Source organism: Scytonema sp. UIC 10036, assembly GCF_009725235.1.
In genome coordinates this window covers 1-25,527 of record NZ_WJFC01000056.1, presented here as the reverse complement: position 1 = coordinate 25,527, position 25,527 = coordinate 1, and the positions used below count along the sequence as shown (strand labels likewise).

The following is a 25,527-nucleotide window of genomic DNA, read 5'->3' as shown; positions in this document are numbered from 1 at the left end:
ATTTATAAAATAAATCTTAAATCGCCAAATATATTGTGTAGGTTGGGTTGAGGAACGAAACCCAACCTACTATCTCTCGCCATCACGTCTAATTAAATAATCCAAAATTCGGTCTAAACGTTCTACAGAGGCATTAGTGGAGACTTGTTGTTCGGGGAGTTGTTGTTCCACGACAGTCAACCGTTCCATGCTTTGAAGCAAAGAACGTTGAGACTCCACCAGTGATTGTTGCGATGCCACCAGGTTTGATATTTGTTGGTCAGTTCTTTGAAGTTGTTCCTCAACGCGATCGACTCTACGAGTCAGTACATCTATCGTTTAAGTACTACAACAGTAGTACTACTACAAGCGCCAAAAGCTTTAACATTCTCACCTTTTAATTTAAAGCGTCTCCCAAGGATAGGGTGAAGACTGCTAAATTGGATAAGTGTGCTGCTTGAGAACTTACCAACGGAAAGAGAATGTTTTTATGAAGAGCAAAAATCCAATTATCTTCAGCTTACTGTTGAGAAGCGCTATTGTCTTTTCACCTTTTTTATTGTCCGTTGGTGTTGCTACTGCTCAAAAACCACCATCTTCCTCCTCAGAAGTAGCGCCCACCTCCTCAGTGTTAAGCCAAAATCGCGGACAAGGTGGACAATGGTCAGAGGAACAACGTTCCTTTGTACGTACAACTATACTACTCAATGTTTGGCTGGGTATAATTACTCTTGTTCCAGTCACAGTCATTGCTTCACTCCTGCTGTTGCGACGGGCGGCAATCCGTGCAATTGTGGACAAAGCCATGGAACGGCTAGAAGGACTCGAAGAATTAGAAAAACAACTAGTTACTGTCAAGCAAGAATCACAAAAACTTATATACGAAATTAAAAACGTTTCCTCTGAACTGGAAAAAGAAGCGGAAACTCTACAACAAAAAATCAAAATAGAACAAGAAAGTTTATCCAAAGTTCCATTTGAAATCTCTCAATCTAAAGATCGGATATTAGCGGAAATCACAGGTTTAATACAAAAATCCCAACAAGAGGTACAAACTTTAGAATCCGAGTTTGCTTCTTACTTATCTCAGTTTGAATCTCAAGCTCAACAGAAAAGAAACCTGACTCTGAATAATTTAGGTGAGTTGGAATATGAATTTACTTCTCAACTTGTAGAGATGAAATCGGGAGTACAACAGGAAAGAGATATCGCCCTTGAAGATTTGGCAAAAACTCGGTCAGAGTTTTCCTCACAAATTTCGACATTGCATTTAGAGGCAGAACAAAGAAAGAATAATATTATAGGAAATTTGGAGCAGTTACAAATAGAATTTGCTTCTCAATTGGCAGAGTTAAAATTAGGAATACAACAGCAGAAAGATATCGCACTTGAGGATTTGGCAAAATCTCAGTCAGAGTTGACATCCCAAATTTCCGGGTTGCATTTAGATGCAGAAAAACGCCGAAATCAAGTTGTAGCAAATTTGGAGCAATTACAGACAGACTTTGCTTCTCAGTTGACAGAGTTGAAGTCAGGAATACAACGGCAAAAAGATATTGCTCTGGAAGATTTGGCAAAATCTCAGTCAGAGTTTACATTACAAGTTTCCGGGTTGCATTCAGATGCAGAACAACACCGGAATCAAGTTTTGGCAAATTTGGAGCAATTGCAGACAGAATTTGCTTCTCAATTGACAGAGTTGAAGTCAGGAATAAAACGGCAAAAAGATATTGCTGTGGAAGATTTGGCAAAATCTCAGTCAGAGTTTACGTCACAAGTTTCAGGATTGCATTCAGATGCGGAACAACGCCGGAATCAAGTTCTGGCAAACTTGGAGCAATTACAGGCAGAATTTGCTTCTCAATTGACAGAGTTGAAGTCAGGAATACAACGGCAAAAAGATATGGCTCTGGAAGATTTGGCAAAATCTCAGTTAGAGTTTACATCACAAGTTTCAGGATTGCATTCAGATGCAGAACAACACCGGAATCAAGTTCTGACGAATTTGGAACAATTGCAGACAGAATTTGCTTCTCAACTTGCTGAATTAAAAGTTGGTGCTCAAAACCAAAAGAATGCAACTCATGACAGTTTAAAAGAGTTGGAAAATCAACTGAAATCCTATGCATCTGGATTTGAGTCTGATATAGAGCAACAAAAAAATAAAGTTATTGAAACTTTAAAGCAGCTGAGAACGGAATTTGCCTCACAACTGTCTAAGTTACGGGTAGATGCTCAACGGAAACAACAAATTATCCTTGAAGATTTAGAAAAATCGGGAAATGAATTGACTTATCAATTCTCTGAGTTACAGAAAGATGCTCAACAAGAAAAAGCGATCGCTCTGGAAAAACTAGAAAAATTGGAATCGGAATTTGTTTCTCAACTCTCTGAATTGCAACAAGATGCGCTACAGCGAAAAGACGCAATTCTCGAACAGATATCTGATATTGCTTCTCAAGTGACTGTGGAACCTGTAACCTCTGTGGTGGAGAACAAAGTACAGGAAGAAGTACAAGAGATATTGCAACAACCGCAAGAGGTGAGCAGCGAAGTTATTGCTACTGTGAGTACAGAACCGATTAGCGATCGCTTAATTGAAATAGTTCCAGCATCTCCTGACACTCAAACGGATTCTCAAGCAGATGATTATATCAAACAGGGAGAAGTTCTTTTTGCCCAAAAGAACTATGAAGATGCACTTGCTGCTTACAACAAAGCAATTGAGATTCAATCAAACAACCCTGCAGCTTGGTTAAACCGAGGCATGACTTTAGGAAGATTAAAACAATATAGAGAAGCAATAGATTCCTACGAGCAAGCTTTGAAACTTAAGCCCGATTACCACCAAGCTTGGGTTGATGTCGGTGTAGCACTGGGATACTTGGGAAGACATAAAGAAGCTTTGATTGCTTTTAAAAAAGCTACGAAAGTTAAACCAGATGATGGAGTGGCGTGGTTAAATCGGGGTTTGGCGTTGCAAGAGTTAGAACAGGATGAGGACGCTGTTGTTTGTTTTGATAAAGCTATCAAATTTAAGCCTAACTCTCATAAAGCTTGGAATAACCGAGGTTACTCTCTAGTTATGCTTGGGCGAGATGATGAAGCAATTGAAAGCTTTGATAAGGCATTGGGAATTAAACCGGATTATGCCAATGCCTACTATAACAAAGCGATCTGTTTTGCCATGCAGAGGCAGGTTAAATCATCTGTGGAAAATTTGCAAAAAGCAATCAACCTCAATCCTAACTTTAAGGAACAAGCAGCCAGTGACATAGATTTTGATGACATTGCGGCTGATAAGCGTTTTCAAGAGTTGGTAGGGGAGTAAGATATTTAAAGTTGGCTAGGGTCAATCTCAACACCCATCGCTCGTAGCTGTTCAGCTAACCGTTGCGCTCTCAATTCAGCTTCATTGGCTCTTTGTCGTTCGCGGTCAGCCCGTTGTTGCTCATGGTCAGCCCGTTCAGCTCCAGTGGGAATCACCTGACCATTACGATCGCACCAGCGCAGCCATGTTCCTGGGTGTTCTTCAAACTCACCCTCCCAAAGCGTTAATCCCAGCCCGGCGGTTTCTAGCCAAGGTTGTGTCAGTTCCACATACTTACCTGCATTTAACGAAAAGACACGTAACAGTTCCCCATTCATTTGTTCTGGCTCTTGAATCTGCCGTAAGGGGTCAAATACTGCGTAGTAGGCTACTCCTATTTTTGCGTAGGTGTTCTTTTTGCTATCCAGTTCCTTTCCAACCCTGTTAGAAACAATTTCTATAACCACTTCTGGGGCTTTGCCAAATTCCCACACAAAGTAACTGCGGTTTTTCTTTTGCGACCAGTCAGCTGGCATTTGCACGCCCAAGCTTAAAAAAGCATCTGGAACCACAGGATCTTGCTTAACGGCATAGAATATTCCCACATTGGCAGCGACAATAAAAGGAGCTGGCAGCACACGCGAGCTATAAAGCGGTTCCACAAGCAGTCGTTGCTGCTTTTCTGACTGAAAGTTGTCCACTGGGGTATCATCCTCAATGACTAGGTCGTTAATGTCAGGGATGGCGATTTCTTCTATGTGAAACAATTGCTGAGACATGGTGACATCGTGGTAAGTTATATTATTTTACTCCCCTATAACTAGCTCAGGGAATAGTTTCTTTAAGGCTCGGCGTTGGGCAATGCCCACCAAAAGCATGATTTTTATGTCATATCCCTACCCTAGGGTACTTAAAATTTTTTATGAATCATTTAAGATTACTATATAACTTTGCTAAGAGTGAATTTACTGTCAGGCATGGGTAGCTCGTTCTTAATAGCATTTGATTGCCTTAATCTTGTAGAGAAAGGTTTGTTTGAGAAGACCTTCACTAAAGTAACAGATAGATAATTTTACTAAAATTACTGGGGATCAGAGATTTCACTGAGGAATTTCAAGATAAAGAATTTATGAACAATATTTAGACCTCTGTTGCAACTCAATTTTTCCTTGCATATAATTAAGGGTAAAGGTGTATGAAAAGAGCACCGCAAGAAAAGAGGGCAAAGAACAAGGTTAAATAAACTTAAACAGTATTTGGATTTAAAAGTTAAGAAACTTTAACTTTTTCCAAGTCAAACCGACACTTTGAGTCGTCTAGCCACCAATAAAAGTCGAGCATCACTCATAACCATTTGCTCTGCAGAAATTTTTTATTGGTAGCGAAAGCGTATGAATTTTAACTGAATTTTTTGGCTTTGGGTCTGACTATAGAGCCAACCCCAATCTTTTAATTGTTAACTTGGCTACTTAATATTCAGCCAAGGAGGATAATCATATGTTGGAATTAAGAAAAGAAGTTTTTGATTGCATCACTAGCTATGCTTTGGACAGTGTTGCAGCTGTCAATGTGCATAACATAAAGCCGTTTTATAACAATCTGCCTGTAGATCCATATATAAAAGATAATTACCGCTTTAGGCGCTTATCTCATTTCAAGGTTGTAGAAGAGGGGTTGGTCAAATTACCTCATAGAGCTTTTTATCAGGCAAAAACATACAATCCTTTGTTGGGTAATGTAGTCAGAGAGTTTGCAGAACTTGAAGATGAACTTATCAAGGTTAAAGACTTCCAAAGAATTGTGTTGGAATTTTTTGAGTTCTGTAAAATTTGCTCAACTCATACAGAAGTGGCAGTTCATCAAATTAGAATCGTTGCTTACCCAGGAAAAATCGGAAATCCAGCACCTGAGGGAATTCACAAAGACGGAGTTGATATGATTGGGATTTTTGCGGTGAATAGAGAGGGAATTGAAGGAGGCGAAACTCATCTCTATAAATCTAAGAGCGATAATCCAATTTTTACCAAAATTCTCAATCCTGGAGAATTGGTAGTGTTTAGCGATCGCAACTTATTCCACTTTACGACGGCTATCAAAGCACTCTCTGCAGAAATTGGGGTGAGGGATGTGTTTGTGATAACTTGTCCGGGGTTAAATCCTGAGGATAATAAAGGGGATTAGGGATTGGGAAGTGAGTTCCTATATAAGGGACAGGCGAGGACGCCCATCCCACGCTCAGATCCCTGACTTCTTCAAGAATAGTTTCTCGTTTTTCTCGTTTTTTCTCGTTTTCTCGTTCCCAGGTTCTACCTGGGAATGCATACTGCGAGGCTCCGCCTCGCGTCAATCGGTACAGGAGGCTCCGCCTCCGCTCCAAGGCATTCCCAGGCTCTGCCTGGGAACGAGGTAGGTTCTGCCTGGGAACGAGGTAGGTTCTACCTGGGAACGAGGTGAATGCAAAATTGTATAAAGGAGTGTTCTACGATGGTTGACCTAGATTTAAAGTGGATACGCGATCGCTTTCCCGCTCTCTCCCAACAGATTGATGGTCAACCCGCGATCTTTTTTGATGGACCGGGTGGTACTCAAGTCCCAAGCCCAGTAGTCAATGCGATCGCAGAATACTTGATAAAGTCAAATGCTAACGCACATGGGGCTTTTGCCACCAGTGAGAGAACAGACGCACTTGTGGTATCGGCACGTTTAGCGAGCGCCGATTTGTTAGGCTGTGATGTTGACGAAGTGGTCTTTGGTGCTAACATGACTACACTCACTTTCACCATCAGTCGAGCCATTGGTCGAGAACTGCAACCCGGTGATGAAATCATCGTTACCAAACTTGACCACTATGCTAATGTCTCCCCTTGGTACGCACTTTCCGAACAAGGTGCTGTCATTCGTACAGTTGATATCAATGTAGAAGACTGTACCCTAGACATGAACCATCTCAAGCAGCAAATCAACGAACGGACGCGACTGGTAGCAGTGGGGTATGCATCCAATGCGGTAGGTACAATCAACGACATTGCAGAAATCGTAAAACTCGCTCGTGCTGTTGGAGCAATGGTTTTTGTAGACGCCGTTCACTATGCACCTCACGGACCAATAGACGTGCGTGCGATCGATTGCGACTTTCTCTGTTGTTCCGCCTATAAATTTTTCGGACCCCATGTCGGAGTTATGTATGCAAAACGCGAACATCTAACTCGCCTGCGTCCCTACAAAGTGCAACCCGCTCCAGAAGAAATTCCCACATGTTGGGAAACTGGGACGCAAAACTTTGAAGGATTGGCGGGGATGGTAGCAGCAATTGACTACCTAGCGGAAATAGGTCACCAACTTTTACCAGATGTTGGTAACCGCCGACAAGCTCTAGTAGCAGGCATGTTGGGAATTAAGCAATACGAAAAAGAACTCAGCCACGAGTTGATTTCAGGATTGCTACAAATTTCCGGTGTAACTCTCTATGGTATTACCAATCCAACCAGGTTTGACTGGCGAACACCAACTGTTGGAATTCGATTTGCTGAACGCACCCCTCAGACAGTTGCGAAAACTTTAGGCGATCGCGGTATCTTTACCTGGAACGGAAACTTTTACGCACTTGGTCTTACCGAGAAATTGGGAGTCGAGTCAAGCGGAGGACTCTTGCGGATCGGGCTGACACACTACAACACTGTTGAAGAAATTCATCGTTTTTTGAATGAATTGTTAGTGGTTAGTTGATAGTTGTTAGTTGATAGTTGTTCTATGAAGCCGCACATTATTTTTACCCCACCCTAACCCTCCCCTTGGAAAGGGGAGGGAATCGGAAATTCAATTTCCCCCCTTTCCAAGGGGGGACTAAGGGGGGTAAATTCGACTTACGTGTACACCGTAGCCTTTATAAGGGGGAGGGACTTAAATTTCCTGTTTCCCCCCTTTATAAGGGGGGATTAAGGGGGGTAAGGAAAGATAAAGGCAGAGGCGGTGAGGTTCTTTCTAAGCATCTTCATCTGAAAACGGTATAACCACTAACTACTAACTACTAACCACCAACCACTAACCACCAACCACTAACCACTAACCAATAACATGCCATCCCTACTTTCTATTTTCAACCCCTCCAATTACTGGCGGGGAGGTCACTTTACAATTCCCTGGCAACCTATCTACCAGCAATTTCAAATATTACCTGAAGAACTGGTTTTAAGCGATTTGCGTGACCTGTCACACACACCACTCAATGCTCAAGTCGATCGCATCGATCCAGAGGATTCCTCTCGCGATACCTTAGTTTTTTCTTTACCAAAAGTCATTCCACCTGGTTCCGAAGATGAAGTGTTAGCTTCAACCTTTGTCAGACTGGATCGAGGCAAACCCGTTTTCTCAGGGTTAGTTGAGCCATCTTTAGAAGTTGTTTACAGTGCATCAGGACAGGCGCGAGGAGTCAGACTCTCCAACAGCCGCCTTGTCATTTGGTTCAACCTCATACCCGCACCCGAAGATAATTCCCAAAACTGGTTTTCTGGTTCAGCAACAAGCGTACAACTTGACTACCAAGAACTTCTCGATCCATTCCGGGCTGCAAAAGGAGAATGGATCGGACAAGATCCAGAAAAGCGCTGTATGCAAGTCGATGAACTCTTGTTACCAGAACAATTTCATCCTGCATCGCAATACTACAATATCAGCTTGTTCAATCATTCATACCGATTGGTATCTCATTCTAGCGGTTCAGTACGAGCAAGCATAACTATTGCCTCAGAACCCTTCGATTATATCCGTGCAGAGCCAACAACAGGCAGTAAGCGGCATTTCATTTGCGAACTCTACAGAGTTATTAGCTTATACGCTGGTGCAAACTACTTAGTTGAAGAACTTTATGTTAAAGGAAAGCCTAGGGTAGAACAAGACACGGTTAGCGATCGGCAAGAAGTCGTTTATCCCGATTTTGCTGCTCGTTACTTTGCCCATATGAACATGGGACGGACAGAAGATATCCAGCAAGTTTTTCCCGTATTTGATTGGTTTGCCATTGGGTCTAGCGAGCCTCCCTATCCAGCATACGGTTTAATGACAAACGTGCATTTAAATTTTTTAACTCATCCACACATTGGTCATAAAAGCCATTTTTCGTGGCAGTTGTTACCCAGCAATTATGCTAAGTGCGTACATCTGTTTATGAGAGGTCAACCAGAAGGATTCGATGCACGAGTAGGTCATCTTTGGTATGAACTCATACACAAACCATTAAGAGCAGAGATATATCAAGATACTTCTTGTCCCATCGTTGTTAAGTTACCGTTCGTAGTAGCGCTTTAGCGCATACATCACGACTTAGCTCCCCAACTTCTCAATAGATGCTGTTAGCAAATAAAAAGTTAGACCCCCCAACCCCCCACCTCGTTCCCAGGCGGAGCCTGGGAATGCCTTACTAGAGGCTCCGCCTCCGGTGTACATTACAAGAAGCGCTCTATAGAGCCACGCAGTCTACATTCCCAGGTAGAACTACCGGAACCAGACGTAAAAAATAGTCACCTACCATTAACCAACTGCATCATCAATGAAGTTAGGGGTCTTGTTTTTACCTTTTCTTTACTTTTTACTTCTCACATTTTGTTACTTAATTTATTATTTTCATTGACTTTTCGTGGGATAGGAACAATGGCTGAAACCCTGATTCTCTCGTTCTATCCCACAAATCACTCTCCAGGTAACAGTTTGAGGCGTTCTTGGAAGGTCTTTAATGACAGATATTGTCAATTATCTCTCGAAAAATTTGCATCCCACGAAAAACTGTTGTAGGATTGGCTCAGGGCAATGCTTTTGAGCGGTAGACTTTGGCTTTTTATAAGTCGAATTAAAATGGAAATCATTACCATTTTTGATAGTGTGAGCATTATAAAGGCTTTGGCTTTTTATAAGTCGAATTAAAATGGAAATGAAATGCAACACTGCGGCTTCACTTTTCCACAAACAAACTTTGGCTTTTTATATAGCAATCCTAAACGAGTCGTAAAAATTTCTGATACCTCTCTCTGCGCTCTGGTGCGCCCTCTGCGGTTAATTTATTTTACAAATGATTTAGGACTGCTATAAGAGGTTGTTTGAAAAGTGGTTTGTTGTCATTTTAATCACATTATTACCCCCCTTAGTCCCCCCTTGGAAAGGGGGGAAATAAGAGAAATCCGGTTCCCGGACTAATACATCGGTCTGGGTTAGGGTGGGGTAAAAATATTTGATACATCAATCATGACTTTTCAAACATCCTCTAACTGGCTTTCTTTTTCTCCTCTTTCTTCGTGTACTTCGCGTCTTTGCGGTTCATTTAATTAAGTAATAGTTGAGCGGGATAGGAATTATAGACAACCAGAGTGTGGAGTGGGCGTCCTCGCCTGTACCACAAGAACATAGTATGGTTCTAAACCTTAAATAATACTTAAGTAACCAAAAGTCAAAATTTTTGTATAAATATATACTTTTATTTGTCATTCGCATAAAAACGAGAACGAATTGCAAGGCAATGGTATAAATTGCAATTAAGTCACTGGTAATAACCATGAATGTTTATCACCGCAAGCTGTATGCGTTAGTCCGATCGCTTGAAACAGTCGATTGGCTTGGTACAGATACATTATATATCTATGAGAGATTAAAGTGTTTGGCACCATATTTACAGGAATTGCAGGACTGGTGGGAAAGTGTAGGCGCTCAGACAACGACAAGTATTAGTAGTTCCTCAGATCGAATTAACCTGAATTCTACTGCAGCCTATGGACAGAAAAATAACATCGCAGTTCGCCACCCCATTAGCGGACAGGAACAAAATATTAATGTTTCAGCATTTAATACGCCCATAGATATCAGTACAATTGCAGGCGAAGAGGATGTCATCAAAGTATTTTGGTGGTTTTGGCGGTACTTTCCCGAACAACTCGCACGTCAAGATTCAGAAAATGCTCTGCTGATTCCCACACACCGCATCTTACCAGACTGTCCGTTGCACAGTTACCAGAGTACAGTTTCTGCACTCACTGGAGCAATTTTTCACGAGTCCAACTTAACCCCAGCTCAATCAGAGGAACAGGAAGAAGGAAATTCAACGGATTCTATTCCTTTTGTGGAAAAACCTGGAGAGACGTTGAATCAACTTCCCTATTTACTCTTATTTAATTTTTCTCCAGTCCAAGAATTTATCAAATCCTCGCGGAAGTTTCTTGACTTTTGGGCTGGTTCATTTTTGCTGCATTATTTCAGTGCATTACTTTGTTTTGAAGCCGCAAAAGTTTATGGACCTGATGCAGTGATTACTCCTTCCCTGTGGAATCAGGAAATTATTGATGCGTTCATATTTAGAAATGAGACTCTAAAAATTCAGAATTTTACACAATATCATGACCCTGCGACTCATTTTAAAGATAATTTACAAGCCCAAAGTTTAAGTACAGCAGGTTTTCCCAATGTTATCACTGTTTTAGTTCCCAATCAAAAAAGTGTCGCTGAATTAGGCAAGACGCTTGACGAACTTCTCAAAGCAAAATGGCTTGAGATGAGCCAGAAAGTACGAGCCTGTATTAAAGAAAAAGTCAGAAATTTACTAGATAAGGAAAATGCTATTGAAGAAATTTGTCATCAAATATCTAGCGAATTTCCAAATTTTGAGTTAGAAAATTTAAAGAAAGAACTCAAGCAGTTTCGTCAACAAGGATGTTGGGAATGGAACAAATTATGGGATGCTCAAATTGAAAATACTTGGGAAACGTACTTTGTTGGCATTCCCTTAGGACATCCCAAACAACCCTTAGAAATTGATACAACAAATTTGGAGGAAAATCAACGCCAACAATTGATAACAGAATGGGTAAAATTACAAAATCAAATTGCCAGACCAATTATCGACATCCCCAGCCAAGCCGAACTTAAAGCTTATCATAAAATTAATGTTGGTTCTTTATGGGGAAGCTTACAAGCGCGTCTTGGTAATACAATTCAAGCTATTAAAAACACTCGTGCTTGGCAAATTCCCGTTGCACCTGGGGAACGTTCAACTCTCTCCGGTCAATATAGTGCAGTGCATCCTCGGTTTGTTTACCAACAGTTTCAAAATGGATTGGGAATTCCTTCAGAATCCTTACGTTTATTTTGGCGTGTCATGGGACTTGCTTATCCTGGATTCTTTAATGGTTCGGAAAAATTGAATGCTATTGAATTAACTAAGCGGATGTCTTGGAAACACGGTGGTGTCGCAGAATCGTTGGGAGTTCTAAATGATAGCGAGAACAACAACGAAGATAACTATGAAAATTTGATTCGTTTTCCCAATCTTTGTTCCATAGCTGCTGCACGTTTTGCTACCGATTATCCCGAAAAAGTTGAGGAATATTGGGATGATTTACGACGCGAAATTTACAAAGAACTCAAGTTAAAACACGATATATTTTGTTCTCGCACCCGTCGTCCTTTCCAAGTCAAACGTGCAGATGCGGCTTTAAAAGAGAGGACAAATTACGGTAATGGTTATAACGGGGTCATGTTTTCTAGCAAGTGGCTGGCTGATGACATGAATTTAAATCCAAGTGAAACAAACACACTGCGAGGTGCGATCGATAAAGTACAAAAAAAACACTTTGGTGATGCGAGTCCTGCAGATTGGTGGGTGTTGGTACTTGGCGATGGTGATGGGATGGGGGGTTATGTTAACGGACGTAAGTTAAAGTGTTACCAAAAATATCTTGTTGAGGATTTATTGGATAGAAGCAACATCAACGATGAAGATTTAAAGGAATTACTTGAAAAAACTCGCAAACGCATGGGACCAGCAACTCACGTTGGACTCAATCGAGCTTTACTAGATTTCTCTAACCGTTTAGTCCCTTATATTACCGAGCAGCGTTTTTGCGGAAGGGTGATTTATAGTGGTGGTGATGATGTAATGGTTGCTCTACCCCTTGCAGATTTACCAGGGTTTTTGCTTTCTCTTCGTGCGGCTTGGTGCGGTGCAAAAGACCCACAAGGAGAGTTTATTGATAAAGGTGGTTATTGGCAATGGAATACACAAAATATAAATCAAAAACCATCTGCTATTCCCCTCCGTCCGTTATTTACAATGGGTGAAGATGCAACAATGAGTTTGGGAATCGTCATTGCTCACAAAAGCGTTCCGTTACCAACCGTGTTAGAAAAACTATGGGATGCGGAAAAAGAAGGAGCGAAGAAGCTGGTAGGTGGAGTTGTTCCCAATAGAGAAAACTCTGGTGAAGGGAAAAAAATTCCTGACAAAGATGGTTTGTGCTTCCGAGTCATTTACGGTTCGGGTAATACTCTGGAAGCATTTATGAAAGGTCATTTACTGTCAGGGTGGTGGGATTTTATCCAAGCAAGTCAAAGGTACGACAACCTCGATCTGAGTCCGGTACTGTATCGTTTAGCGGAGGAATTACCCCGTCATGCTGAGATTACTTCAAGCGATCGCCTATTTCAAAAAGTTGCCAAGGTGGTGTTATCCAGCAGAGATGTAGAAATTCCCCAAGCAGTGGAAGATGCACTTTTGAAGTGGTTGGATGAATGGGAAGAGTGGGCTTGGTGTACGAGAGAAACCACTCGCCCAAGCAAAACTCTCGCTTTAGGAAGTCAACCCCAAGATATTGCCATGTTGTTGAGATTCACTGCATGGCTAATGGCTAATTGCTAATGGCTAATGGCTAATTGCTAATGGCTAATTGCTAATGACAAATGACCAATGACAAATGACCAATGACAAATGACAAATTATGCAATTGTACGCAATTGAGCCACTCAATGTCTTACTCTTTCGTGAAGCAAAACCTTTTTCCCCTGGGGAAGGTGCTTGGGCGAAGGGAATGTTTCCGCCAATGCCAAATACGGTTTTTCAAGCGTTACGTTGGGTTGTTAATTCCGGTGAAGCGATCGCGGATAAGCAACCGTCAAAATTAAAGCTGCAATTTCTGGGACCATTTTTGCTGCGCGATACGTTATCAGGGAAAGAACTTTGGCTCCCAACTCCCAAAGACTTGCTGTGTCTGAAGCAACGCAGTCAGAACCCGGAGGAAAATCCAGAATATGACAAAATTGGAGAATTGAAGGAATGGTCGCGTCTTGTTTGCTTGCAACCATTAGATCTTGGTAACCCGGAGTGGCAATATATTACTTGTGGTTCGGGTTCCCTTTCTCACAATCAATCTGGAACTCAGCCCAAACGACAACTTTTACCAATGGTTCCTCCCACAGTTTCCGAGAATGAGAACCCAAGCAATAGCCTTGCAGAAAGGGGAAAGGATGAATGGATTAGCGGTCGTCCCTCTTCTTGGATTAAGGCTTCTGCTTTAGTTCGTTACCTCCAAGGAGAAAGTTTAACCAACCCTGAAGATTTTCATTCTGACCCTTGGAGCATCCAAGTGTTACCGCACATTCAAATGGAACCAGGTCAGCGACAGGTAAAAGATGAAGATGGTTATTTTACTGAAGTTGCAGTCCGCTTGCACACTCATTGGCAATTGGTTGTTGCAATGGATGCCACAATTGAATCATCTGTTGTGCGATTGGGCGGTGAAGGACACCATGCTTTGGTGTTTCCTCTTGATAGTTTACCCGATTGGGAGAAGATTGAATCCTTTAGACAACCATCTGATGGGAGTCGCAAAGCTTACCTTTTGACTCCAGGGCTTGCTCAAAGTGACCCAGAAAAACATATATACGGTGTTTATCCCCATGCTTGGGGTGAATATCTTGTGGGTTGTGCGAGCGATCGCGCAATTCTTTGGGGCGGTAAATCTGTCTTTGCGAAAACACCCATGTTACCCCAAAGGGCGTTTGTACCACCCGGTACAGTGTATTGCTTTAAGCATGGGGTAGGTGATATTGGTCGCGTTTTGCCAAGTTATGAGTTGCGATCGCAGGAACGGGCGAAAATTCAGATGGAGACTCAGCCTGAGTGGAAGTGGTTGGATACGCTAGCTAGTTTAAATTACGGAATTTTACTTTGGAGCAAGTGACTGTGAAGACTAACTTATCTTATATATATCTGTTATCACCATTACACACTGGAGGAGCAAGTCAAGAAGGGAATACAGTTGGAATTGCTCGCGAAGCACATACAGATTTACCTTATATGTCTGGGGGTGGAATTAGGGGGAGAATTCGTGCGAGTACCCCAAAAGAGAGACAGAAAATTTTATGGGGAAACACAATTGAGGACGTACAGCAACATGGAGATAATAACTTAACTCAAGGAGCACTTTGGATTGGAGATGCTGCAATTCTCTGGTTTCCAATTCCTTCCCTCAGTCACGGTATTGTGTGGATTACATCGCCATTTTTACTAAGACGCTGGCTGCGATTGCACGATCCAACTTTACCTTTACCTCAAGCAAATAGTTTTAGCGGTGGTAATAGGAATCAACTTTATTTAAAAGATGCAATTTTCCAAGCTATAGAACTTCATGAATGGTCAAATTGGAAAGATTACATTCCCAAGGGAAATGCGGTATCAGAGACAATTGATAAGGCATTAATTCTCTCCAATACTGACTGTAAAGTTCTCATTCAAACAAGTTTATGGCAGCAAGTACGGGTAAATTTAGGAGAAGGTAAAGTCCTTGCAGAAAATGCGGGTTTTCGCTACGAGGAAGCAATTCCACCAGAAACTTTGATGTATTTTCCTTGGGGAAGTACAACAACTGCTAATGGTAACGGTCATACTGCTTGTACTGAATTAAAGCAAGTATTTGACAACCAAAATATTTGGCAGTTTGGCGGACAAGAAAGTCTGGGACGAGGTTTGGTGGAATTGTGGACACCAGAATTACTCTTGTCTCGAACGAAGATTACTTAATTAAATGAACCGCAGAGACGCAGAGAGCGCAGAGAAAGAGGAGAAGAAAGAGTAACTACAAATAGGAAAACAAATGATAAATTACGACCCTCGTAAAATTTCCATAAAGGTTTATACAAACCTCAAAGAAGTCAAAGATAGCACCCAAGATTCCAAACATCACGACGAACAGAAAAATCAAGCCGTTGAATTATATACCTATATTTCTACTTGGGGATTATTGCGATTAAAAGGTGAAGATGCTGCATTAGTCAATCAAGCACAAAAGCAGAAGGTTGTGAGGTGTTTCTTTAAAACCCTAAACCAATTAGTCTTTCCTAACGATCGCTCAAACCCACTTGAAGGTTCAGCCGGTTTAGAGAGACTCACTGGAATGTCAGCTTCAGAATACTTGGGAGTGACAGGAGTAGCGCTTCAGGTGGCGCGTGAGTTTTCATTTTGGGCGGAGTCATTATACGCCAAACAGAAAACAAGTAATATCATGTCCGGTTGAATAATTATCATGAATTTTCACGCAAAGACGCCAAGGCGCTAAGAAAATCTTTGCGACTTTGCGACTTTGCGTGATTTTTAAAAAGATTTTTGCAAGAGGTTTAATCAACACTTTAGGAGTTACAATGCCAATTCCCACAAACCCTTGGCTAAATCATCCTTTACATCGCAATCCCAATCCTGGAAGTGACGCAAGTTTTGTTGAATATCTGCGCTGGATGCGGCTTTTGCGAGAAAATCCTAATAACAATTCGCAAGTTAGCTTGGTCAATAATGGTGAAGTTCTAGAACTCTTGGATGAATTACTGAGTCGTAGCGATTATCGCGATCGCTTGCTACAACTTACAGAACGAACGCGACGAATGGCTGAAGTACACTTTGAAGTGAAAGCAACTTGGCGGGTTCGTGTGGGTGGAATGCGGGGTCCGGAGTCAATGTTGCTACCTGCTTTTGATGCTTTGGGAATACCATATATCCCCAGTACAACTTTAAAAGGGGTGGCGCGAGAAATGGCGGAGCGCGAACTCTCTACTAAAGCACCTCGCGTGACTCCAGAACAAGTCCGGGATATTTTTGGCGAGATTGAACCTACGGCTTGTATGGGAAGGGTGATTTTTTTAGATGCTTATCCGTTACCGTTTGCGGATACGGAAGATGAAGACGAGATGGAAGGATTGGTACCTGATATGGCAAATTCTATCTGGACTTGGGATAGCGATCGCATTCCGCAGTACAGGGCGAATCCGAATGTCTTTTTATCGCTTCGCAAACCCAGATTTATCATTGGATTGCGTTTGGCGAGTGGAGCAGATTCTACTATTCTCAAACACGTACAGCGCTGGTTGTTTAAAGGGCTTGCTCAAGGTATTGGTTCTAGAGTGAATAGCGGTTACGGAACGTTTGAAATTATCGCTCAACAGGAACAGCCAAAGAAAGCTAAAGAAATTCTCTCGGTAAGATTCCAACTGCGCGGACAATTAATTCACGGGAGACAGTATTTTAGTAATTGGCAAGAAAAAAGAGATCGACCTGAGTGGAAACCTCCAGGTATTGCACAATCGGAGGTTCGTCCTCCTGCATTTCGTTCCATATTGCGTTACTGGTTCCGGACGTTAGCCCTGGGAGTCTTAGATGCAAGTGCAGTTAAAGATTGGGAATTAAGAGTTTTTGGAGGTATTGACCCTGAAGCTAGAATGGGAATGTTTCAGTTAGAAATTCCTGATGGTAGAGTTGTACGCGATAACGCGAGCGATAGAGAAGAGGAGTGCGGATTTGCAACAGGGACGTTGATTGTACGACAATCACCAGTGTTTAAAAAATTGCTCCCAGAACAGCAAAATGCTCTTACCAATCTCCTAGCCAGTTTAACTTGGTTGACATTTCATATGGGTGGTGTCGGTCAAGGAGCAAGACGACCTTGTTATTCCCGACAAGATAGAGATTTTGCTCCTTGGTGGCGTGGTTCGAGTGTTAAGCTAATCAGCTTAAATCAAGAAAATAACTATTGGTTTTGTCCGCCGCAGTTAGATAGTTTTCAGAAACGTTTTTGCAGTCGTCTGAATTACTTTTATACACATCTGTCAACATTAACAGGGTTAGTTTGCAATTCTACCCAACCTAGAACAGCAGAAAATAATGGTCATTGGGCTGAGGCGATTGACAGCAATTGTCGTATTATCTGCGTTCAAGGTAACATGATGGGTGGTAAACCTCCAGCTTTAGCATTATTGCATCAGGAAGCAAGAGGAGAAAACGGTTACGATCGCCAATTGTGCGGTTCAATTAACGAGCGATCGCCTATTTGGATTGCGCGTGTTGGTAGTCCTTTCAAGGAGACAGGTTTTAGCAATCAAGGTTTTGATGTTGTGACGATTTTTGGAGTTAACAACCCCCGTCGCCAACGCTATTTTGACAAGTTAAGGCAAAAACAATCTCCCGTGACAGACTCTAGAGAAGTTTAATGTGAGTTCGACGAAATTAAAGCGACCCCACCCTAACCCTCCCCTTGTAAAGGGGAGGGAATTGGAAATTCAATTTCCCCCCTTTATAAGGGGGGATTAAGGGGGGTAAATCGTCGAACTCACGTAAGTTTAGATTCCTACCAGTTAATTAAAAGTTCGTATTTGCACTTTCTCTGGTTCCCAACCTTTGGCTGGGACAATGCATACTCAGATCGCACCAGCACAAATTCTTTAAGTATCAATCCTTCTTAATGATTATTTCGTCAAATAATCTGGTCGCGAATAACGCCTTGAACCTCAGTCGTTCTTAAGATTCTGCTTGGACGATTTGTCGGACTTGTGCAAGAGTTAACCCTAGTAAATCTGCTACCTCTTGTTGTGTCATACCGCGTGCTAACATTCGCGATACCAGTTCCAATGTTAATGCTTCTCGACCTTCTTGACGACCTTCTTCTTTTGCTTCTTGATAAACTCTAGTTTGCTCTAAATCAATTCCCAACATGGCTTCCACCTCAACACGACTCAGATTAATAAACTTGTAAACGGCGATGGTTGTGATTACCTCCATTATGTCATCCTTCGGGAGAGTGCTTGGCTCAGAAGCCTTGACCCGTTCAATTAATTGTTTTGCTTGTGTTACCATTTGCACTTCCGACCTATCTGTCAAAATAGAAGGATACTATTTTCCTATCAACTTTGACCGCTACGAACCGAATATTATATTACCTCCTTCCGGCTCTAACGAGGAAGCATTATGGAACCAACGCGAAGCTTTTGTTCAAGAATTTTTATGCGAAGAATTAAAATTGGATAAATTTGCTTCTTTTCGAGATTTGACTCAAGAAATCTTCAAAGCCTACGAACAAAATCCTGACTTTTGGCATCAGAGGTTGCGTCCTGGTAGAATTTGGGGCATTATAACGACTGCAATAGAGAAATTTCAAGTAACAGAAGTTTATTGTTTCGTGACAGACCAATCTGAAGAGGAAAAATCTGGTCGTCTTAAAGATACGATATATTTATTTAACATCTTACAAAAGTGGTTAAAAAAAGAAATACCAGATTTAACACTTCATTCAGAAATTATTAAGACTAAAGCAGTGGAGCAAGATGCTTTGTTTAATCTTTACTATAAGTTTTTTAGTAGAGTTAGCCCAGGACAAAACAAGATTTTGATTAGTATTAAAGGTGGTACGGGACAAATGCAAACTGCTTTGCGAATCCAAGCAATGGCATCTATGGTTGAATTTCAAGCTAATTTAGAACCGGAGTTAAATATTATCAAGGTTTTAAATGGAGAACCCTCATCTTGTAAATTAAATGCTTACTGGCAATATATTCGCAGTCAAAAATATCAAGCTATAAACAAGCTATTACAACGTTGGGATTTTGATGGTTCGATTCAATTACTTCAGGATTGGCAAAGATACTTACAAATTTTAATTCAAGAAAATATCGCCGATTCTAATGTCAACAACAGCCAAGTCAAGATTGAACAGATTATTGCTGCTTTAGAAATTGCAGTTGATTGCTTTAATTTGGATAATTTCAAAGCAAGTCAAGATTTGAAAAGACCAGAAAGTCATCCTTTCCGCAAATTATTGTTTAACTTAGTAGCAGATAATAATTATGATAGACTGTTAAATCTTTATACTCAATGTCGTATCTATTGGGAGCTTAATCAAATTGCCAATTTCTTATCTAGACTAGCCTCTTTCTGTGAAGAAACTTTACATGACTTAATCCAAGGATTAGAAGGATTGCAGTATTTTGATAAAGTTAATTATCCTGATGATTGGTTCCTGAATAAAAGTAAGGTTGAGACTGATTTATGGAAACAATTTGAAAAGAACGAGGGAAGCAAATGTAATAATAAATTTCCCTATCGCTTACCCGGAAGATTTAGTAAACGTAATTTTGTCAATGCTCTGATTCAATATAGAGGTAATTTAAAAGAAAAAACAGCTTGGCAGAAAATCACTGAGTCTTTAACAAAGTTAGATTATTGGATTGAAAAGAGAAACGAAATTGTTCATAGTGCCAAAGGTGTTTCTCTAGAAAGTATGCAGAAGTCATTAGCTCGGGATAAGAAAAATCTCAATAAAGATGAACAATTTGCCAGCGTAGCCTGCGAGCCAGATGAAATATTAGTAGAAATAACTAATATTAGCAATCAAACTTCATGGATGCTCAATCAGCCTAAAAATAAATTTGTTGGTCTTAATAATACATCTTACTATATCTACTCAGATATTCGCGATTGGGTAGTCAGTCAGTTAATTGAAACTCGAAATCTACTTCACTCATCAGCTAACCTCTGCTGAAATTCAAGCTTTGAAAGAATATCGTGCTGAATTACCCATGATTTCGAGAAGTTTCCGGATTTAATGCTTCTAACATGATATTAGCAGCTTCTACCGCATCATAGGGAGACCAAACAGGATATGACGCCCCAGATTTGATAAGATTAGTTTCTTCAGAAGCTAGATCCGCAACTAAGAGTTGAATGACTTCTAGTTTATCTACGCGATTGAGCCTGCGTAATTGTTCTACTAACTCATGAGACACCATAGATAGCCACAGATTCTTGTGTAAAACTACTTTCGCCTGAAGGTAATATTATTATACGAAAAAACTAAGCTAAAGCATAGATAATGTTTGGATGTGTAGTTGTGCTTTAACTCTCTGTATCAATGTACCTAGTACTTTAGCACGTCGCAAATTACTAGTTACAGGAACAACTACTACTGTTGTTGTGAATTCTGAAGCAGGAGAAGATAGTCAGCTAAAGCGGCTTGTGCAAAAGCTAAATCTTCCTCAGCGAACTCAGTTTTTAGCATTGCTGCTTCTTCATCAGAAATAGCGTTCCATTGCTGAGTCAGTTTTTTCTGATACAGAGAAATAGTAAAGTCTAAGACTTCCTCTTGCGAAGACAAAGGCAATTGAGACAATATTTCCAGCAATTGAGATTGAATAATCTCTATTGTCTTTTCTGTCATTACCACACTTCCCAAAGCAACGAGAGCGATTTTTTACCTATATATTCTCATGATACTGCATAGTCAGTCGAAAAAACGCAGATAGAGCATAGAGGGGCTTTTAGGTTTGTAGTTGCGCTTCAGCGCCCTGTTTATAGACATAGTCAACGAAATAAGCAGGCGAGGATGTAATAAAACGGGCGGACGAGGACGTAATAAAATGGGCGTCCTCCCCCACCCCACAAGATTTAATATCAGTAAAAACTGAGATATTTTGTTTCCGTTTCCATTACATCGACTTCAAGTGAAGCCAGTTAATCCAAATACGATGTTTCTGAAGTATTTCACACTCCTGAGAACTCGCTCAACAATGCGAATTACTCGCGATCGCTAACTTTGAATTAACTCACACCACTCTAGCTAGCACAAACTTGTAAAGACAGAGCAAGATGCTATTGACAAATAATTCAATCAGTGCATACAAGGCTAATTAAAATGTAACCATTGCAGTACTTCATGGGGAATCTCCTCAAAGTGTTCGAGCAATAAGTCCATAAAAGCCAGGTGTAGCGAATCATTGCGCGTTGGATGGCGTTGTTTTTTACCTTTCCTAAACCAACTACGTACAGTAGAATCAGAACGGGAACATATCAAAGCTATCTGTTCGTAACTGACATCCCACTTTGAATAAAATTCTGCTGGTGACATACCGAACTCCCAATGACTGTAAAGTAGAATTAAATGCAGTTCGCGTGCAGTTATTTGACGGGGATTGGACATGATGAGTAGCGTAATGAGTGAGAGATTGGAATGTCTAATGTGAATCTATGTGTGTTACCTCAATCATTTCTCCTTTGACATAACGCCAATAAAACCGCTTTGCCATAGATGCAGAAGAACTCCAAATATCACTACTGTCTTTGTTACGATAGCGATGGGTTCTCAAACTGCGATAAGCAGGACCATTATGAGCGAAACATTCAAAAGCTTTGTCGTATTGCTTGCGGTCTTTTTTTGGTAAATCATCAAGTTGTTTTTGGGCTTTAGGAGCAAAAATCAAACAAAACTTGACAGATTGAATTTGCATTCAATTGTTTCCATATATCCAAACTTGACCGAAAGCCCAAATGATTTTGGATTTTAGATTTTGGATTTTGGATTGTGGATTGTGAATTTTGGATTTTGGATTGTAGAGACATTGTATGCAACGTTTCTACATCCTATATCTCTCTAACTCCTTTCTCTGTGACCTCTGCGCCTAGTAAGGTTAATTACAGCAATTTTCCGGTTAATAGACTACAAGAGCATAGTGTGGTTCACTTAGGTGAAAACTGCTGTAAATAGGTAATCTTGTGGAAAAAGAAGTAAGTTTCTGATATGTAGTTAGCCCAAACCCAGTCTAGATATGACTTTCTCAATCCAAAATCTAAAATCTAAAATCCAAAATGGTATTACTCAAACAATAAATGCTGCATCATCAATGCTCAATTCGGGTTGTGTCCCTACGACTGCAACTTTGCAACGACTGTGTGCGCTCATGGGATAAAATCTCACTTGGTCTTCGCGTCGGTTCACAAGTCGTTTCAGATATTTGGATAAGCTTTCAAATTGTTTCTCATCCAAGACACACTCAAACACAGACTTTTGTACCCGCAACCCATAGCTTTCAAGAAGTTTTGATACTTTATTGCGACGGGTGTCACTAACAATGTCGTAGCAAACGAGATAAAACATAACTACTTCACCAAGGTTAGTATCGGTTTCTGGGTTTCAACGATGTTGGTGAAATTGTGAGGATTTGGGTGAAATTTCAATGCCAAGGGGCGATAATATTCCACATCCCCTAGCAAGGATGAAATATATTCCTTTACCTGCAAATCTATACACTGGCGGTAAGTGATTTCTCCTGCATAGGGATGCAGCACGCAAGTTTTCAATTTTCCTTCCCAATGTTGCAGAAAACGTTGGATGGGAGTGTAATATTTATTCCCATTCCCATTAGCGTTAGCAAGATGACGGGTAAAATACAACACCATATCGTCAACAATGGGGGCGTGAAATTCTGCACTCAAGTCCCATGCTAAGGGAAGTTCGCGATCGCGATCGCAGTGTAAAATTCCATAATCTGGGTGAAGCCCTGCGGTTTGGAGATGGGTGTAAATATATTGATGTAGCAGTTGATGTCCCAGATTTAAGAATTTATTAATTTGTTTTGTAGTTACGTGGGGACATTGGTTATGGAATGCAAGTAGGTAAGCAACAGCAGAGTAGTGGATTTTGTCTGCTTCTTGAATATACTCGTGCAATTCATTAATAGATGGTGCAACTGATAGATTATCCATCAACAGTTCCAAATAATTTAATGCACGTTTGATGGTGGGGTCGGTATTTTGCAATGTATACTGACGAGTCCAATTTTGCAGAAAAGCGTGTTGATTGTGCAGTTTTGCCCAAATTATACTTTCTGCAGTTGCGCGGTTAAATTCAGTATCGCGCAAGCGTTGGCGCTGGTAATTTAGGTATTTCGTTTGGACTGGAGATGGGTTTTCTACACGTCCGATATATTCACCCGTTTGGGTTAAATACAAGACTGGAATTTGATTTAAACGGATAATCTGCACGATATCTTTTGGTAATATCAAATTACCAAAGATGATGAATTGGCTAATGTTGCTAATGCGGATTAAGAAACGCTGCTTCTCTTGTTGAAAGACCTTCAAATACTTGTTTTGAAGTTTGAACGAGGCGTTTGGATCTGTAATGTATATGGTAGACATGAGTTTGGTGAAGTAAAAGTGTAAAGTCAAAGGAAGAAAGAGTTTTTAGGTTTGTCGCTAGCTTGATTTGGGGAAATTCATTCCAGTGACCGACCTTTTATCTTTTACTTTTGACTTAATTCCATCTTCTCAGATGCCTATATGAGTATGTATCTGAGTAAAAACGATTTTTATATGAGTTTGTATATGAGTTATATGACTTGGGATAAGTCATGAAAAACTCACCCTTACTAATCAGTCACTGCTTCCCTGATATGGATTTAGGGATTATAATTATAGTCAGGGCAAAGGCATCTTATTTTTAGAATCCTTACTTAGCAAAGGTTTCACCCATTGTTTAGTTTTGTAACTAAAATTTGAAACCCTTGCTGGGCATGGATTACAGAATTTAGATGCGTTTGCCCTGGGGGTAATAATCTTCAGGATGATGGCGTTTACTTTAGCCTGCGCTATCAACCTTGGTAAATACGATGGTCGAAAACCACTTTGAAGGAGTATCGTGGTAGTAACATCCAAGATATTGAAAAGAGCACGACAAAGTAACAACTAACGAATATGCAGGACTCTGTAATTGAAAGAGCAACGTTACGCGAAGCATGGGAACAAGGTTTGCAACAGGGATTAAACCAAGTTGCACTCAATATGTTACGGGACGGAATTGATAAAGATCGAGTTGCAAAATTGACAGGACTATCACTTGAACGAGTGAACGGCTTACAAGATAGTGACTCAGATGATTCTCAAGAATTAGTGAAAGATTTTCTTGAGTTGAGTGAGACATCACTAAACAAAATTTGGCTCAATCCAGAGGAAGACGAAGCTTGGAAGGATCTATAGAACACTTTGTCCGAGGGGATGTAATTTCAGTTCCTTTCCCCTTTTCCAATGCATCAGCAACAAAAAAAAGACCAGCTTTGATTGTTGCAGAATCAGACAGCAACAATATTATAGTCTGTCCGATTACCAGTAAACCAGGTAGAGACTATGAAATTAAGTTAGAAGACCAAGACTTCAGAGTCGGTCAACTTAACTTAAGTCCTTGCTATATTCGCCCTAACATTATTGCAACGGTTGAGAAAAGCAATGTCATTCGATACATAGGGAATCTTAAGGATGAAAAAATTAATGAAGTTATTAACAAAATCATTGAAATTTTACAGAAGCCATCAGAACCTCCACCTCCAACGTCAAAAGCTTTAGAACGAGGTAACCGCCCGAAATCGTAAAGCGATCGCGGTGATAATATCCAAGATACAGCTCTCTACTAAGCGCGTTAAGCTTCGCTTAACGGCTTCAGCCGTATCGTTATGAACCTTGGTAAAGGCGGCGATCTTCGGTTTCATGCCAAATTTATAGATGGAGTCTTGTACTGTCCTGGTTTAGCAACAGAACATTAATTCCAAATCAGATATGAGTAATATTGAATTAAAAAATCACCCAGTTTGGCATGATTTGACTGATATATTACAAAACATAGATTCACTACACTTGTTAAATAACATCTCTCTTTATGTAATTATAAAGTGTGCGGTTATTGGGACGAGCAAGATAAATATTATGAAGAAATTACCCTACCACGCACTGTTGATGCTGAATTAACTAGTAGTTCTATTGGCGTAACACATAATAAACTGTGGGTTCGCACATTTATACGTACTTGAAGTGACAATCTTATCATAATGAGGTTTTAAATAGCGCTCCCACGGTCTAGGTAAATGTTGAGCTAAGGGCTTTCCAAGAAATAAATTATCTCGTGGAACGGGCGTAGTACATGTAGTAAGTTTCCATTTTGATTCGACTTATAAAAAGCCAAAGCCGTTAAAACTGCTTGCCGTAAATAATCTTCTGATTAGTTTCCATTTTGATTCGACTTATAAAAAGCCAAAGATTTTATGCGTTGGCTTGGTATTTTAAATGAAGACAGTTTCCATTTTGATTCGACTTATAAAAAGCCAAAGTTATATTTTCTGCATGCTAGCATTATTACTTATAATGTTTCCATTTTGATTCGACTTATAAAAAGCCAAAGACAAAATATTGTATTTAATAATATTCCTGATTCAAGTTTCCATTTTGATTCGACTTATAAAAAGCCAAAGCTGTATCTATTATGACCCACAAATAAACATATGAAGATGAAGAATAATATTTATATTTAGATATAGAAAGACAAAGTATAATTAAATATAAATTAGTT

At 40.4% G+C, this 25,527-nt stretch carries 22 protein-coding genes and 1 CRISPR repeat array; of the genes, 13 read left to right on the top strand and 9 right to left on the bottom strand.

Annotated elements, in window-relative coordinates; genetic code table 11:
- Positions 1–69: 69 nt before the first annotated feature.
- Positions 70–240 (bottom strand): hypothetical protein, encoded by a 171-nt coding sequence (locus tag F7734_RS25105; RefSeq protein WP_155747347.1) that lies wholly within the window; start codon positions 238–240, stop codon positions 70–72.
- On the opposite strand from F7734_RS25105, the gene F7734_RS62225 reads away from it, so the two are divergent.
- Positions 234–380 carry a hypothetical protein gene (locus tag F7734_RS62225; protein WP_155747345.1) on the top strand — a complete coding sequence of 49 codons (147 nt, stop codon included), beginning with the start codon at positions 234–236 and terminating at the stop codon, positions 378–380. The genes F7734_RS25105 and F7734_RS62225 overlap by 7 nt on opposite strands.
- A gap of 89 nt (positions 381–469) precedes the next feature.
- Positions 470–3,310, top strand: a complete 2,841-nt coding sequence (locus tag F7734_RS25095) for a tetratricopeptide repeat protein (protein ID WP_155747343.1) — start codon at positions 470–472, stop codon at positions 3,308–3,310.
- A gap of 5 nt (positions 3,311–3,315) precedes the next feature.
- Here the strand turns inward: F7734_RS25095 and F7734_RS25090 are convergent, their stop codons facing one another.
- Entirely contained in the window at positions 3,316–4,068 is a 753-nt protein-coding gene (locus F7734_RS25090; RefSeq protein ID WP_155747341.1) for a Uma2 family endonuclease, read from the bottom strand.
- Positions 4,069–4,786: 718 nt separating this feature from the next.
- Here F7734_RS25090 and F7734_RS25085 point away from each other — a divergent pair.
- From F7734_RS25085 to F7734_RS25050, 8 genes are all read left to right on the top strand, one after another.
- Positions 4,787–5,470: a 2OG-Fe dioxygenase family protein gene (locus F7734_RS25085; RefSeq protein ID WP_155747340.1), complete on the top strand. Its 684-nt coding sequence runs from the start codon at positions 4,787–4,789 to the stop codon at positions 5,468–5,470.
- A gap of 303 nt (positions 5,471–5,773) precedes the next feature.
- Positions 5,774–7,015 carry a cysteine desulfurase-like protein gene (locus F7734_RS25080; RefSeq protein ID WP_155747338.1) on the top strand — a complete coding sequence of 414 codons (1,242 nt, stop codon included), beginning with the start codon at positions 5,774–5,776 and terminating at the stop codon, positions 7,013–7,015.
- A gap of 348 nt (positions 7,016–7,363) precedes the next feature.
- Positions 7,364–8,593: a hypothetical protein gene (locus F7734_RS25075; RefSeq protein WP_155747336.1), complete on the top strand. Its 1,230-nt coding sequence runs from the start codon at positions 7,364–7,366 to the stop codon at positions 8,591–8,593.
- A 1,237-nt stretch (positions 8,594–9,830) separates the two neighbouring features.
- The gene (locus tag F7734_RS25070; protein ID WP_155747334.1) at positions 9,831–12,962 is read left to right on the top strand and encodes a type III-B CRISPR-associated protein Cas10/Cmr2; all 3,132 of its coding nucleotides are present in this window, start codon (positions 9,831–9,833) and stop codon (positions 12,960–12,962) included.
- A gap of 79 nt (positions 12,963–13,041) precedes the next feature.
- On the top strand, positions 13,042–14,283 hold the full coding sequence (locus tag F7734_RS25065) for a type III-B CRISPR module-associated Cmr3 family protein (protein ID WP_155747332.1): 1,242 nt from the start codon (positions 13,042–13,044) through the stop codon (positions 14,281–14,283).
- Between the two features lie 2 nt (positions 14,284–14,285).
- Positions 14,286–15,122, top strand: coding sequence for a type III-B CRISPR module RAMP protein Cmr4 (cmr4, locus tag F7734_RS25060; protein WP_166482134.1), 837 nt, complete (start codon positions 14,286–14,288; stop codon positions 15,120–15,122).
- Positions 15,123–15,195: 73 nt separating this feature from the next.
- A complete protein-coding gene (locus F7734_RS25055) occupies positions 15,196–15,615 on the top strand; it encodes a hypothetical protein (RefSeq protein WP_155747329.1) in 420 nt (139 codons plus the stop codon).
- Between the two features lie 124 nt (positions 15,616–15,739).
- The gene (locus F7734_RS25050) at positions 15,740–17,575 is read left to right on the top strand and encodes an RAMP superfamily CRISPR-associated protein (protein WP_155747327.1); all 1,836 of its coding nucleotides are present in this window, start codon (positions 15,740–15,742) and stop codon (positions 17,573–17,575) included.
- 307 nt (positions 17,576–17,882) lie between these two features.
- On the opposite strand, the gene F7734_RS25045 is transcribed toward F7734_RS25050, so the two are convergent.
- Positions 17,883–18,218, bottom strand: coding sequence for a DUF2887 domain-containing protein (locus F7734_RS25045; protein WP_155747325.1), 336 nt, complete (start codon positions 18,216–18,218; stop codon positions 17,883–17,885).
- Between F7734_RS25045 and F7734_RS25040 the strand changes: the two genes are divergently transcribed.
- The gene (locus F7734_RS25040) at positions 18,181–19,899 is read left to right on the top strand and encodes a hypothetical protein (RefSeq protein WP_155747323.1); all 1,719 of its coding nucleotides are present in this window, start codon (positions 18,181–18,183) and stop codon (positions 19,897–19,899) included. The two genes, F7734_RS25045 and F7734_RS25040, sit on opposite strands and share 38 nt — an antisense overlap.
- Positions 19,900–19,930: 31 nt before the next feature.
- Here F7734_RS25040 and F7734_RS25035 read toward each other — a convergent pair whose 3' ends face one another.
- The 6 genes from F7734_RS25035 to cas1 form a co-directional block, all read right to left on the bottom strand.
- Positions 19,931–20,146 (bottom strand): hypothetical protein, encoded by a 216-nt coding sequence (locus F7734_RS25035; protein WP_155747321.1) that lies wholly within the window; start codon positions 20,144–20,146, stop codon positions 19,931–19,933.
- A 173-nt stretch (positions 20,147–20,319) separates the two neighbouring features.
- Positions 20,320–20,574: a hypothetical protein gene (locus F7734_RS25030; protein ID WP_155747320.1), complete on the bottom strand. Its 255-nt coding sequence runs from the start codon at positions 20,572–20,574 to the stop codon at positions 20,320–20,322.
- Positions 20,575–21,039: 465 nt separating this feature from the next.
- Complete coding sequence (locus tag F7734_RS25025; protein WP_155747318.1) at positions 21,040–21,333, bottom strand: hypothetical protein; 294 nt, start codon at positions 21,331–21,333, stop codon at positions 21,040–21,042.
- Positions 21,334–21,367: 34 nt separating this feature from the next.
- Positions 21,368–21,640 (bottom strand): hypothetical protein, encoded by a 273-nt coding sequence (locus tag F7734_RS25020; RefSeq protein ID WP_155747316.1) that lies wholly within the window; start codon positions 21,638–21,640, stop codon positions 21,368–21,370.
- Positions 21,641–22,008: 368 nt separating this feature from the next.
- Positions 22,009–22,287, bottom strand: coding sequence for a CRISPR-associated endonuclease Cas2 (gene cas2, locus F7734_RS25015; protein WP_155747314.1), 279 nt, complete (start codon positions 22,285–22,287; stop codon positions 22,009–22,011).
- A 2-nt stretch (positions 22,288–22,289) separates the two neighbouring features.
- Complete coding sequence (cas1, locus tag F7734_RS25010; RefSeq protein WP_155747312.1) at positions 22,290–23,330, bottom strand: CRISPR-associated endonuclease Cas1; 1,041 nt, start codon at positions 23,328–23,330, stop codon at positions 22,290–22,292.
- Between the two features lie 555 nt (positions 23,331–23,885).
- Here cas1 and F7734_RS25005 point away from each other — a divergent pair.
- Both F7734_RS25005 and F7734_RS25000 read left to right on the top strand, forming a co-directional pair.
- Positions 23,886–24,167, top strand: a complete 282-nt coding sequence (locus F7734_RS25005) for a hypothetical protein (RefSeq protein WP_155747310.1) — start codon at positions 23,886–23,888, stop codon at positions 24,165–24,167.
- Positions 24,152–24,556 carry a type II toxin-antitoxin system PemK/MazF family toxin gene (locus F7734_RS25000; RefSeq protein ID WP_155747308.1) on the top strand — a complete coding sequence of 135 codons (405 nt, stop codon included), beginning with the start codon at positions 24,152–24,154 and terminating at the stop codon, positions 24,554–24,556. The genes F7734_RS25005 and F7734_RS25000 overlap by 16 nt, the downstream gene beginning before the upstream one ends.
- Before the next feature lie 553 nt (positions 24,557–25,109).
- Positions 25,110–25,429: a CRISPR direct-repeat array (repeat unit 36 nt; unit sequence AGTTTCCATTTTGATTCGACTTATAAAAAGCCAAAG).
- Between the last annotated feature and the right edge of the window lie 98 nt (positions 25,430–25,527).